Consider the following 13,094-nt stretch of genomic DNA (forward strand, 5'->3'; position numbering starts at 1 on the left):
CTTAGCCTAGTCCTTTGACCCCTTTTGCGGGAATTCTTCGACGATTTCTCCCTCCACTACTTCAAGATCTTCCTCTACGGCTTCGGCGCCTTCCTTGCTTACGTCCACGTCGCCCTGGGCTTGGTTCGGCTGCTCGTCTGCCGGCTCCTCCGCAGCCTCTTCCACAGGTTCCCCCGCAGCCTCTTCAGTCTCCGAGGAGGAGGCTCCCGCTTCGCCAACCGTGCTTTCCTTTATATCTTCTGTTTCTTCAGCATCGTCATCACCTTCGGCTTTCCCTGCATCACCGGTATCACTGGCATCAGATTCCTCTATCTCTGCGTCCACTACGTCCGCATTCACGACGTCGTCGGGCGCTGCACTGGCCGCAGCTTCAGCCCCAGCGTCAGCCCCAGCGTCGACCCCAGTGGTGTCACCATCAGTCAGGGCCGCTTCCCCTGCAGCCTCTTCTGCTTCATCAGCAGCTGCGGCTGCAGAAGCAGAAGCGCTGCGGGAAGCATGCCATGCGCCGATCGCAAAGGCACAAGCAAAGGCGAACGCAATGGCCGCGAACCACAGTGCCACCAGCCCGGTAGTGGACCAGATGTTCAGACCGGTCGCACCATATGTACCGAGGGTGCCAGTCACAAAGTAGCTTGCAATCAGAGTAAAGAGAGCAACGAACACAGTCGCTGCAGCCGCGAAAGCAAAGCTCACGTGACGGCGTGCCCGCCAGACCACCACAATGGCCGCGCAGATGGGCAGCGTCAACAAACCGATTGCCCACGAGGACACAGCCCCCGGAACCACGCCGACGATAGGCAGCGGTGGCAAAGGCACCATGTGGATACTAAACAAGCTCACGCTGCTCTCAGGGCCAAACTGGAATTCGGAGCCAGCAAGGACGCCACTAGTCCCCACGATCGCATTGGGCAAGTAAAGCAGGCTCAGGCAATACAGAAGGAACGTTCCCACACCGTCGATTGCCGGGTAAGAATCCATCAACTGCCCTTGGCGGGACCAACCCACGATCCCCACGATGACAAAAACTAACGCGGCGACCGCACTTAGCGCGCCAAGGTAACGCAGGGCGGTAACCGCGGCGTCGACAAGCATGCGCGGAAAACCGAATCGCTTCGCCAGCGCCTTCCACAAGCGTGGGCCCATGCCGCCCGCCAAGGCCACAAGGTGTAGCAGCAACATGCGTGGCAGAACGGCGAAGAAGTTCGGCGGGGAAACGTCATAAACCTTGCCCGCGTCCCACAGCATCAGCCACGCGATGATCGTCAGAACCAATGGGACCACCACCACGCACGCCAGCAGCACAAGGAGATCGTTGATGCTCACCTTGTGCTTGATGGCCTGGCGCACCCTATGCCCCACCACAAAAGCGAGAAGCCCCGCGGGCAGCAAAGGCATGACAGAGAGCTCAATGCCTCCTGCCGATACAGGCGCGAGATTAAAGACCATCAACGATTCCGCGACGATGGTGGGCAGCCACGCCAGCGGCGAGCTGGTCAACAACAACGCAGCCAGTGTTACCGAAAGCACGATGAGGACAACGACGACATTGGGGATAGCCACGGTCCAGAGCATGCGGCGAATGCGCCCGGCCATCGTGGTCGGCGCAGTGGCGCGGCGCGCTCGTGCCTGCGAGCCGACCTTGCTGGCAACGCGCGCAGCGGATTTAGAACTAGCGGTTCCACCCCGCCCGCGCACTTGCGCGCGCGAGCGGGAGGCCGACCGCGTTTGAGGGCTGGTGTTTTTGTTCATCGGCTCCACTTTGCCACGGCACCAGGCGGTTATAAGGTTGGCACGACGACAAGGTACGCAAATCCTTTAACCCTCTACAAGAAGGCAGCGCTTTCGCCTGGTTTTAAGACGCCAAAACTCTCATGAAAATCATGAGATGCGCAATAGGCCTATATATCCTATATATAAGGAAAGGAAAGAAGAGACACACAGTGCGACTCTTCCAAGTGACGATTTATTTCCACCCCCGACAAATAGCAGCTGATGGAGCCAAATGTGATCCAAAATTTTTCTGCTATTTCCTGCGAATTTCACCGACTTTCCCGAAAAATCCAAAGAACGGGTTGCTGTTACTTTTTCGAGACGCTACTCTTACATCTCGTTGGTAACAGGAAGGTCACAATCGCATAACCAACCTCCCAAAGCTGTAACGCGAAACTTTGACTGATTTTATTGCGGGTGCGATTGGGTGATTGTGAAGATAATGGAAGAAGAATTCATGCGAAGCAAGACTCAGCGGAGCGCAGGCCGTCACCGCAAGATCACCACCTCGCAGACGGCGAAGGGTCGCCTAGCCCTGGTGACCATCGCTGCAGGAGCAGTGTCCACCGCAGGCGTTGGTGGCGCAGCAGCTGCAAACCTTCAGGCAGAAGATGCTGGCACCAAGACACAGACTGTTGACTACAACTTGGCTAACGAGTCTGACGCCCTCGAGAACGTTCAGAACGGTGCCAAAGCGGCAGCTGATGCCGTGGCAGCCGCTACCCCACAGATCCTCGCTGTAGCTGAGGCTAAACCGGTCACTGACCTCACCGAGCAGCTCAACAAGGCAATTCAGGCTTCCGAAGCTCGCACCGCCGCTGACGAGGCTTCTCGCGCTCCGTCCGTAGCCCGCCCAGCAGAAGGCGCCTTCACCTCCGGCTTTGGCCCACGTTGGGGCTCTTTCCACTCTGGCATCGACATCGCTAACGCTGTCGGTACCCCAATCCTCGCCGCTATGGACGGCACCGTCATCGATTCCGGCCCAGCTTCCGGCTACGGCCAGTGGATCCGCATTCAGCACGACGATGGCTCCATGACCGTTTACGGCCACATGCAGACCCTCGACGTTGCTGTTGGTGAGCGCGTCCACGCTGGCCAGAAGATCGCCGGCATGGGCTCCCTCGGTTTCTCCACCGGTTCCCACCTGCACTTCGAAATCCACCCTGCAGGCCAGGGCGCAGTTGACCCAATCTCTTGGTTCGCTGAGCGCGGCATCGTTATCTCCTAAGACCGCTCAAGCCCCCAAAGTTTCTTCTTTTCCCACCCCTTCCCTTAATCTCGTAATGGCAATGAGGCACTTAGCTTCATTGCCATTTTTAAGCTTTCAGCCGCTTTCTTTGTCTTTTCTCTGCCATGAAATAGATCTCTTTTAGAGAATGTCTTTCAACTACAGCGAAATACTTGGAAAAAGCCCCCTTCCACCCTCGTTTCAAAAATTCTGAAACCCGAGTTTGTGGGATCGTCCCCAAACGGAGACCGCTACCCTAATGATTGCCCAAGAAGGCCGGACCATTGCCCTTTTAAAGCTTACCCGGTAAGCTCCAAAGTGATTACCCGGTAACCATCGAGTTTTTCAGATATCGCATACCAGCGCCCTCACTGTCCTTCCCAAAACTCTCCCAAGAACGGGCACCGACCATGTCAATGAAACATTCTTTGCTATCGCTTCTCAGCGCCAGGCCATCCACGGCCAGCCAATTACAGCACGAGTTTGCCGATGCCATGGAGGGCCTGTGGCCCCTCAATATCGGCCAAGTTTCCCAAACCCTCAAACGTTTGGAACGTGACAGCTTCATCGTAGAAAGCGGCGAGGTTACCGGCCCCACGGGCAGAAAGGCCGTTGAATACTCCATCACTGAGGAGGGCCGGAGCGAGCTTGCAGCGTGGTGGACACGCAGCGTCGACAAGCAGCCCATCGAGCGCGACGAGCTCGTGCTCAAGATTGCACTCGCCGCCGGCCGCAGCGACGTTGATGCCCTAAGAATCTTGGATTCGCAGCGCTTTGCCACGATGAAGCAGCTTCGCATCCTCAATCAACAAGCCTCCGAAATGCCAGAAGAGCGCAGCGCACGAAGGTTGGCTCTAGAGAGGGAGATTTTCGACCTCGAAGCGCTCTCCCGTTGGCTCGATCGCGCAGAGTCTTTAGCCACTCCAAGATCTTTGTCCCCCACTACCAAGCCGGAAGAGGATTAACAATGAACGCCACCACCAACGCTCATGCACCGTTCCCCCTGGAGTTGCAGGAGGTCACCCGCGTCTTCGGCACGGGCGCCCGGCAGGTTACGGCCTTGGACAACATCGATCTCCAGCTGCGCCCCGGCGAGCTTGTGGCAGTCATGGGGCCATCGGGTTCCGGTAAATCCACTCTGCTCAACGTTGCCGGGCTCCTACTCCCGCCGACCTCGGGCAGGGTGCTTATCGACGGCGCGGATGCCGCCGATCTCTCCAAGTCAGCGTCTGCCACCATGCGCCGCCGCCATTTGGGTTTCGTATTTCAGAACTTCAACCTGGTATCCACGCTGACGGTCGGTGAGAACGTGACACTGCCTTTAGAGCTCGACGGCGTATCCCGCGAGAAGTGCCGGGAGGCCGCCGAGGAAGCGCTCGCAGAGGTCAGCCTCGAGGGCGTTGCTGACCGCTTTCCCGAAGAGATTTCCGGCGGCCAAGCCCAACGAGTGGCTATCGCACGTGCACTCATCGGGCCCCGCAAAGTGCTTCTGGCAGATGAGCCCACGGGCGCACTCGATACGAGTACGAGCGATTCGATCATGAAATTGCTGCGCTCGCGCATCGACGCCGGAGCGTCCGGACTGCTGGTCACACACGAACCACGCTTTGCCGGCTGGGCCGACTCCGTGGTCATGGTCCGCGACGGCAAACTCAGCAAGGAGGGCAACTAGTCATGTCTTCGTTCTCGGCTGTCACGCGCCCCACGAGGCGCGACATGGTCAAACACCCGTGGCGCTCGCTCGCGGGTCTGTTACTGGTGGCTCTTCCGGTCGCGGCACTCATCGCGTTCGGAATCGGTACATCCTCTGAAAGCCAGTTCAGCTCGCTGATGTACAGCATGGATCGCACCATTAGCCCAGCTTCACCAGAATTCGACAACGGTTCGGAGCGAAACTTCCGCGACGTTGCGAACGAGGCCCTTCCTGGTGACCTGCAGGCTAGCCCTGTGGTCAATTTCTTCCATGGTCCTGTTCGCTTTGGCTCTAAGAGTGCTGGAACGACCTTTTCTCAGTTCGACGTAGACAATCCGCCCGCTGAGGCTGCGGTGCTTCTGGAGCACTATCAATTGCGACCTGGGCAAGTACTTCTTTCTGCTGATACGGCCAAGAAGATCGGCGCCGACGTTAGCGACGTGGTGGAGGTCAGTGGAGGAAAAGAAGCTAAGGTTGCGGGCATCGTTCCCGGCGTTGATAGCTACGCCACGGCACCGGCTTTGGTAAGCGACGAAGACTTGGACCACAATCCCGGCCAAGCCATGTGGGCGATCGTGGGCAGCCACCAGCTCACTGAGGATGACGCAAAAGCCCTAGCCAAGAAAGGCCTGGCGCTGTACGACAGCCACCTTGATTCCAACAGCGATGTGACACCCAGTCTAACCGGAGATGAGATCCTCTTCTTGCTTTTCGTTGCGAGCGTTTATTCCTTCGCAGCGTTGCTCGTTCTGGTCCTCGTTGCGCCAGTCTTCAGCTTTGCGTTGGGTAAGAACCTACGCCTTTATGCGCTCATGGCCTCGCAGGGTGCCTCTCCGAAGCACATCGCCGCTGCCGTGCTGGCATATGGCTTCCTCACCGGAGTAGTGGGCGCGACGATTGGTGCAGTCTTGGGCTTTGCCATCGGTATCGCGGCCTGGTGCATTCGCTTCCCAAGTCTACCCCTCGATATCCCCTGGCTGATGAGCGCGGAAATCTGGGCGATTGCGGTCCTTGGCTCTGCGTGCGCTGCAGCAATTCCAGCTTGGTTGGCGGCACGCTCGGCGCTGACGACCGCAATCCAAGGCGGCAGACCTGACCGCATAGTGCGCTGGCGTAAAGAGATGGCGTACGGGCCAATGGCCCTGCCAATCTTGGTTCTCCTTTCCCTAACACCAGCAGGACAAATGTTCTTCGGCCCTTTGGGGCTTTTGGCCTTCATCGCCGTCGGGGCAAGTGCGCCCGCCCTCATTTTTGCGGCTTCCCGGCTATGCAGCCACGGCGGCCTCGCTCTCCGCCTTGCCGGGCGAGGTCTACTGCGACGTGGCATGCGCACCATTCCCACTGCGGTGGCGCTCCTAGCAATCACGTTCACCTCAGCGGCGGGCTCTGTGCTTTCCTTCCTCGACGCCGCCAAGTGGGAGGAGCAATCCACCTTGGTCAACCCAGGTTCAACGGCGATCATCGCCACCGATGACTATTCAAACGCCGTTGATAACCCCAACTCAAGTGCTGAAACAGCCGCCGCCGATGCCGCGCTTGCTCAGAAACCCGGCCACGCGATGGAGTTGCGCGGCTACGTGGACCCTTATTCCGCGCATCTGCCGGACTCGCAGGTACCCAGCGTCAAACTCACGATGGAATATGACTTCGTCTGCGAGCAGACGGATCCAACAGACAACGTCGAAGAAGCGACCTTCATCGATAGGCAAGGTCGAACAACTGATACTTCAGCTGAGGCTCGCGAGGCCTGTGCGCATGAAATGATGACATGGCTTCCCACCAGCGATCTGATGAAGTACGGAAGAACCCTTGAGGCAACGCCGGAGACACTCGATCTCTTCAACTTCGACAGTCCGGCAGACAAGGACAAGGCAGCTGCCACCCTTGAACAGGGCGGCATCGTCTTAGCCCACGGTCGCCATTTGGAGGGCCGCAGCGAAGCACGCTTCACCGCAGAACGCGCCGAGCAAAGAAATGGCAGCGTCATCGGCAGCGCTACTGCAAAGCTTCCGGCAGTTGAGGCATTGCCTATTTTTGCGCGCGACGTAACACTGATTAGCCCTGGCGCCGCGGAAAAGCTGAATATTAAAGCAGCTCGACTAGGAACCGCAGTAGCTTTTAACGAGACCCCTACGCCAAAGGAGCGGGAGGGCATCTCCTTTGCTGTCGAGCAAGCATCAGGTGGAACCCACACTATTTCCTTCACCGGCACTCCGCAGAGTGATGAATGGGCCCCAGCTGCAATCCTCGCTGTGCTCAGCGTGCTGGCCTTGGTCTTCATCATTGCGAATACCGCCGTTGCCATGCGGCGCGAAGCAGATACCTATAACTCGCTGGGTGCGCCGCTGAGCTTGATGGCCAAGGTTAGTGCGTGGCAGACATGGATCATCGCCGGAGTCAGCATGCTGACGGGATATGTGTTGGGCCAAGCTGTCGGCGTGTTCCTCAGCGAAGCTCCCCGGAATCTCTATAACTCCAATCCGTATTCAATTAACGGTATCGAGTACTTCCAACCGGACCGGTGGATGCTTCTGGTGGTTATTGCAGTGCCCTTGGCCGGTGCCGCAATTTCTGCGCTGAGCCAGGCACGGGGACGTGGCGGTGACATCACTGCCCGTGATCGCGACGAGCAGCGAGCCCTCGCCTAGAAAGCGGTCTAGGCACCAGCCTTGTCGCAGCTCATCCAGCGTTTCTCAGCACGTAGGAGGATTCACCCCCACAACACACCCCCACACATTAAACCCAAACTTCACAGTCATAACTTCTTTCACATCAGTAACACGCGCAACATGCTGGCATGTTCGAATGATTTTCGAAAAATTCCGGCGTTTACCTGCAATTTCAGATATTGCAGTTCACGGAAAAGACCGATAGCTTTATCTCGTTGCCACAAACAGGCCGCCAAGCCGGGATTGAACTTTCCCGGCGTGTCGGACTTGAAATCAATGGCATCCCGCAGGCTTAACCGAGCCACCCCGAACATGCTCCGTCATGAAAAGGACTTGAAGTTATGAAGCGCAATTCCCGCGCACGCAAGATTGTGACGCTCACGGCTCTATCCTTGAGCACTGCACTTGCTACCACCATGGGCGCTAACGCCTCCGCCGCGCAGCCGGCAGCCAGCGTTGACGTCTCTGATGGCTCGTCAAAGCCAGAAGTTACAACTAATGCAGATAACACCACGCTTATCGACGCCTTCGTGGGACTCACCAAGTCCACCGCCGGCGTCTTGGCGGGCGCAGTCTCACCTGAGATTTCTAACAACGGCGGCGCCCTGAACATCGTTCTTGACCCATCCAGCATCCCAGGCCTCGCTGAGGCTTATGCCCCAGCGGGTGACCACTCCGGACTGACCCCAGTCAAGGGCCAGGATAGCTCCGGAAACACCGTTGTGTTCCCAACCTCCGGTACCTTCACCTCCGGCTTCGGCCCGCGTTGGGGCACCTTCCACAACGGTATCGATATTGCCAACCCGATTGGCACGCCGATTTACTCCATCATGGACGGTGAAGTTATCTCCTCTGGTCCGGCGCAAGGCTTTGGCCACTGGATCCGCATCCGGCACGACGATGGAACCATCTCCGTCTATGGCCACATGCCAGGTGACCAGCTCCTCGTAAACGTCGGCGACCGAGTCTCTGCTGGACAGCAGATCTCCGTCATCGGCAACGAGGGCCACTCCACCGGCCCGCACCTCCACTTCGAGGTGCACCCAGGTGGCGGCGCAGCCGTCGACCCGGTTCCGTGGTTCGCTCAGCGTGGAATCATCATCTAAGCGAGCTCCCCCTAGCGCCTAAAGCTTTTCCATCGGAACACCGCCGATAAGCATGAGGCGCACCTTGCCTGCCGATCCGAAGTCCACCGTCACGGTGGCGCGTGGACCGGAGCCGGAGGCATCGATGACCGTGCCCAGTCCGTATTTAGCGTGATTGACACGGTCCCCCACAACTAAAATCAACTGGTTGTTCTTTGGCATTGAGGTCGAAGAGGCAGGTTTCCGCGTGCGTTGCGAAGGGGAAGACGTAACGCGCGGGGAGGTCCTGCCCCACCCAGACCAATCCGAACCATAAGAACGACCGTATTGGTAGGAGTCATCTCCACCCCATGCACTGGACAGCGAGCTGTCTGGTTCTTCACGGCGCCAGTCGATGAGGTCCTCTGGGACCTCGGCGAGGAAGCGGCTGGCCGGATTCGTCATCGGATTGCCCCACGACGAGCGAAGAATCGCACGGGTGAAATACAGCTGCTCACGAGCACGCGTGATGCCTACGTACGCCAGGCGGCGTTCTTCACTGAGTTCCTTGGGGTCCCCCAAAGAACGCATGTGCGGGAATTGGCCGTCCTCCCAGCCGGTGAGGAAGACGACTGGGAACTCCAAGCCCTTGGCGGTATGCAACGTCATCAGCGTGACCACTCCGGACTCATTGTCTGGGATTTGGTCAGCGTCAGCTACCAACGACACCTTTTCCAGGAACGCCTGGAGCGAGCCGGGCAGGGCCTCCCCCTCGGCGAGCTCCGGGCTTATGTCGTTTTCAACATCGGCACCAGTGAATGCCAATTGGTTCGCGGCCTCGGAGCTAAACTCGCGTGCTACAGAAACCAACTCATTGAGGTTGTCCAAGCGGGCGCCATCTTGCGGGTCGTTGGAGTTTTCCAGCTCTGCGCGGTATCCGGTGGCGTCCAGTACTGCGCTCAACAGCTCGCCTAGGTCTGGCTGGTGCGTAACTTCATTGGTCATGCCCGGAATCTGGGCCCGGATACCTTCCATCATCTCGTTGAACTTCGACACCGAATTGACCGCGCGGGTACCCAGGCCCGCAACGTTGCCAGCTGCGGCATCATAAAGCGCCTTGCCAAAGCTGATGCCGAGGTTCTCCGCATGCAGTGCTATCTGGGCCTGGGCTTTGTCACCAATAGCACGCTTCGGCACGTTGATGATGCGGCGCAGGCTCACCGTGTCATCCGGATTATCGATGATGCGCAGGTAAGCCACCATGTCACGAATCTCCCGGCGCTCGTAGAAGCGCGTACCGCCAACCACCTTGTACGGAATGCCGGAGCGAACGAAGATGTCTTCCAGTGCGCGGGACGCGTTGTTGGTGCGGTACATGATCGCGATGTCCGAATAGTCGCGGCCCTTGTCAGACAAGGAATCGATCTCTGAGGCAATAAAGCGCGCCTCATCGTGCTCGTTGTCCGCAACGTAGCCGACGATCTTGGCACCCTCCCCGTGAGCGGTCCACAGGTTCTTCTCGCGCCGGCCCTCATTCTTAGCAATCACCGCATTCGCGGCATTCAGAATGGTCTGCGTCGAGCGATAGTTCTGCTCAAGCAAGATGGTGTGCGCCTGCGGATAGTCGCGTTCGAACTCCTGGATATTGCGGATGGTGGCGCCACGGAATGCATAAATGGACTGATCAGAGTCACCCACCACGCACAGCTCCGGCGCGTCCGGCCCCAGTTCTCCCCTACCGACCAGCGCAGACACCAAAGCGTACTGTGCATGGTTGGTGTCCTGGTACTCATCGATCAGCACGTGCTTGAAGCGACGACGGTAGAAGTCCACCACCTGGGGATGCTGATTGAAGATGCGGACGACCTCACCAATCAGATCATCAAAGTCCACCGAATTAGCCGCGCGCAGGCGCCGCTGGTACTCGTCGAATACGCGAGCCACCGTAATGTCGAAAGGATTCTTGGTCTTCTCCGCCTCAGCCAAGGCATAGTCAGGGGAAACCAGCTCGTTCTTGTGATTCGAGATCTGGTTAGCCAGCACGCGTGCCGTGTACTTCTTCAAGTCCAGCTGCATGTCCTTGGCAATCATGGTCAGCAGGCGGCGCGCATCGTCCCCGTCATAGATGGTGAAGTTGGTATTCAGCCCTGGGACTAGCTGAGCGTTTTGGCGCAGGATGCGCACACAAATGGAGTGAAAGGTCGAGACCCACATGCGCTCAGCCACCGGACCCACGAGCTGGCCGACGCGCTCCTTCATTTCGGCCGCAGCCTTGTTGGTAAAGGTAATCGCCAGGATCTCCCACGGCGCCACGCCTCGGTTACGCATGAGATAAGCAATGCGGCGCGTGAGCACGGCAGTCTTACCTGAACCCGCGCCCGCCACGATCAGCAGCGGCGATCCTGCGTGCGTGACGGCCTCTATTTGTTGCGGGTTAAGCCCCTCCGTCAGCGGATCTGGGCCAGCTGGCCTCTGATCGGCTGCCGCGTGACTAGCGAGCCTCTGGCTGGCCGAGGCTGGTGGAGTGGCGGCGCGGGCAGGCTGCCCAAAGCCGCCGAAGAGATCCGGCTGCTGGCCAGCACCGAATCCACCGGCTGAATCGCCGGGGGCACCAGCACTGCCATGGCCTTCGGGGCGCGGGGCGGGAGAAAATGGAGACGCATCATTCATAATGCCTACCAACCTACTAGTCCCTCCGGACATTGCCCCATAACACGCCATACCCAGCACTTTCGAACACAACGGGAACGCTGCGTTGAAAGTTTCATTTTTAGTTTCCGAGTGGCACAATCAGTGTCTATGTCCACTGCACACGAAACTCCCGATCAGCACGGCGACACCACCGCTGGTGTCGACGCTCATGACGTCAACGTCGTTGATAACGGCATGGAGATCCGCATGCCTTCCGGCACTGACGATCCCCTCACCGACGCGGAGATTCAAAATTATCGCCTCGAGATCAACCGTCTCGACCGAGTCATCCTCGATGCAGTAAAGCGCCGCTCCGAGATCTCACGCACCATTGGCCGCACCCGCATGAGCTCGGGCGGAACCAAGCTAGTACACACCCGCGAAATCGCCATCCTCAACGAATTCCGCGACGAGCTCGGCGAAGAAGGGCCCGCAATCGCCTCTGCCCTGCTGCGCATGGGCCGCGGCAAGCTCGGCTAATCACAATCAATAAATTTCAGTTTTCTGGATAAAATACCGTAATCTCATCAGCATGAATGCTGTTCTCATCGCGGTTATCGTCATGCTGGCCCTCGCGCTCCTGCGCGTCCACGTGGTCGTCGCGCTCTTTCTCGGAGCCCTCACCGGCGGCCTCCTCTCAGGCATGGGCCTCGATGCCACAATGCTTGCTTTCCAGGACGGTCTCGGCGGCGGTGCCAAGATCGCGCTAAGCTACGCACTCCTCGGCGCCTTCGCCATGGGCGTTGCCGCAACGGGCCTGCCCCAGCTGCTAGCTAACTTCCTTATCCGCCGCATCAGCCCGGCGACAGCCGGTACCGCGAATGGGGCGTCGCCAAGCGCGGCGTCTGCCACCAAATGGATCCTGGTGGTGGGTCTCATCGCCATGGCCGTGATGAGCCAGAACGTCATTCCCGTCCACATTGCATTCATCCCGCTCATCGTGCCGCCGCTACTTAAGGTGATGAACGCGCTGTGCATCGACCGCCGACTTATCACCTGCTGCCTGACCTTCGGCCTAGTCACCACCTACATGTTCCTGCCGGTGGGCTTCGGCTCCATCTTCTTGAACGACATCTTGCTGTTCAACATCAACGAGGCCGGCCTCGACACCGATGGCATCTCCATCATGAAGGTCATGGGCATCCCGGCACTGGGCATGCTGTCCGGCCTGCTCATCGCCATCTTCATCAGTTACCGCAAACCACGCGACTACGCCGACGCCCCAATCTCTGACGAAGAGCCCACCGAGGAAGCGCCCGCACCGTACAAGATTTGGGTCAGCATTATCGCAATTGTGGCAACATTCGCCGTGCAGATCATCATGCAATCGCTGGACTTCGAATCCGACGGCCTGATGGTCGGCGCACTGACCGGCCTGGGCATCCTACTCATCACCGGTGCGGTGAACTGGCGCAAGGCAGACAATGTCTTCTCCGATGGCATGCGCATGATGGCGCTCATCGGATTCATCATGATTACGGCCCAAGGATTCGCGTCAGTCATGAGCGCAACAGGTGAGGTCGAGGAGCTCGTCACCGCCACTGCGGATGCCTTCGGCAGCAACAAGATGCTGGCGGCCGGAGCCATGCTCTTGGTGGGTCTCATCGTCACGATGGGCATCGGTTCCTCCTTCTCCACCCTTCCCATCATTACGGTCATTTACGTCCCGCTGTGCATGTCCTTGGGCTTTAGCCCGGCTGCCACGGTGGCAATCGTGGGTACAGCAGGCGCGCTGGGCGATGCTGGCTCCCCCGCCTCCGACTCCACGCTGGGACCGACTGCGGGCTTGGGCGCTGACGGCCAGCATGATCACATCCGTGACTCGGTCATCCCGACCTTCCTCCACTTCAACATCCCGCTGCTGATCGCCGGCTGGATTGGCGCGATGGTTCTGTAATTTCTTGTCTTTGGGACAGCCGGCTAGCGACGGCGAAAGTCGCGGCAGTGGACTACGGTGGATTGGGTAAAAACTCATGTCT

10 protein-coding genes are annotated in these 13,094 nt (G+C 58.7%); 7 read left to right on the forward strand and 3 right to left on the reverse strand.

Annotated features, from left to right (window positions below; translation table 11 throughout):
- Nucleotides 1–6: 6 nt before the first annotated feature.
- Nucleotides 7–1,749 carry a cell division protein PerM gene (locus I6I72_RS02790; RefSeq protein ID WP_053085022.1) on the reverse strand — a complete coding sequence of 581 codons (1,743 nt, stop codon included), beginning with the start codon at nt 1,747–1,749 and terminating at the stop codon, nt 7–9.
- Between the two features lie 478 nt (nt 1,750–2,227).
- On the opposite strand from I6I72_RS02790, the gene I6I72_RS02795 reads away from it, so the two are divergent.
- From I6I72_RS02795 to I6I72_RS02810, 4 genes are all read left to right on the forward strand, one after another.
- Complete coding sequence (locus I6I72_RS02795) at nt 2,228–2,998, forward strand: M23 family metallopeptidase (protein WP_049152317.1); 771 nt, start codon at nt 2,228–2,230, stop codon at nt 2,996–2,998.
- A gap of 410 nt (nt 2,999–3,408) precedes the next feature.
- Entirely contained in the window at nt 3,409–3,963 is a 555-nt protein-coding gene (locus tag I6I72_RS02800) for a PadR family transcriptional regulator (RefSeq protein ID WP_049152318.1), read from the forward strand.
- Nucleotides 3,964–3,965: 2 nt separating this feature from the next.
- Nucleotides 3,966–4,670 (forward strand): ABC transporter ATP-binding protein, encoded by a 705-nt coding sequence (locus I6I72_RS02805; protein WP_005530194.1) that lies wholly within the window; start codon nt 3,966–3,968, stop codon nt 4,668–4,670.
- Nucleotides 4,671–4,672: 2 nt separating this feature from the next.
- Nucleotides 4,673–7,339: an ABC transporter permease gene (locus I6I72_RS02810; protein WP_049152321.1), complete on the forward strand. Its 2,667-nt coding sequence runs from the start codon at nt 4,673–4,675 to the stop codon at nt 7,337–7,339.
- A gap of 119 nt (nt 7,340–7,458) precedes the next feature.
- Here the strand turns inward: I6I72_RS02810 and I6I72_RS02815 are convergent, their stop codons facing one another.
- Nucleotides 7,459–7,665 carry a hypothetical protein gene (locus I6I72_RS02815; protein WP_128088527.1) on the reverse strand — a complete coding sequence of 69 codons (207 nt, stop codon included), beginning with the start codon at nt 7,663–7,665 and terminating at the stop codon, nt 7,459–7,461.
- A 36-nt stretch (nt 7,666–7,701) separates the two neighbouring features.
- On the opposite strand from I6I72_RS02815, the gene I6I72_RS02820 reads away from it, so the two are divergent.
- Nucleotides 7,702–8,466 carry a M23 family metallopeptidase gene (locus I6I72_RS02820; RefSeq protein WP_005530200.1) on the forward strand — a complete coding sequence of 255 codons (765 nt, stop codon included), beginning with the start codon at nt 7,702–7,704 and terminating at the stop codon, nt 8,464–8,466.
- Between the two features lie 18 nt (nt 8,467–8,484).
- Here I6I72_RS02820 and pcrA read toward each other — a convergent pair whose 3' ends face one another.
- Nucleotides 8,485–11,094 (reverse strand): DNA helicase PcrA, encoded by a 2,610-nt coding sequence (gene pcrA, locus I6I72_RS02825; RefSeq protein ID WP_049152324.1) that lies wholly within the window; start codon nt 11,092–11,094, stop codon nt 8,485–8,487.
- Nucleotides 11,095–11,310: 216 nt separating this feature from the next.
- Between pcrA and I6I72_RS02830 the strand changes: the two genes are divergently transcribed.
- Complete coding sequence (locus tag I6I72_RS02830; RefSeq protein WP_236081483.1) at nt 11,311–11,595, forward strand: chorismate mutase; 285 nt, start codon at nt 11,311–11,313, stop codon at nt 11,593–11,595.
- Between the two features lie 52 nt (nt 11,596–11,647).
- On the forward strand, nt 11,648–13,012 hold the full coding sequence (locus tag I6I72_RS02835) for a Na+/H+ antiporter family protein (RefSeq protein ID WP_005530204.1): 1,365 nt from the start codon (nt 11,648–11,650) through the stop codon (nt 13,010–13,012).
- Nucleotides 13,013–13,094: the final 82 nt, after the last annotated feature.

The organism is Corynebacterium striatum (genome assembly GCF_016728105.1).
GTDB lineage: Bacteria > Actinomycetota > Actinomycetes > Mycobacteriales > Mycobacteriaceae > Corynebacterium > Corynebacterium striatum.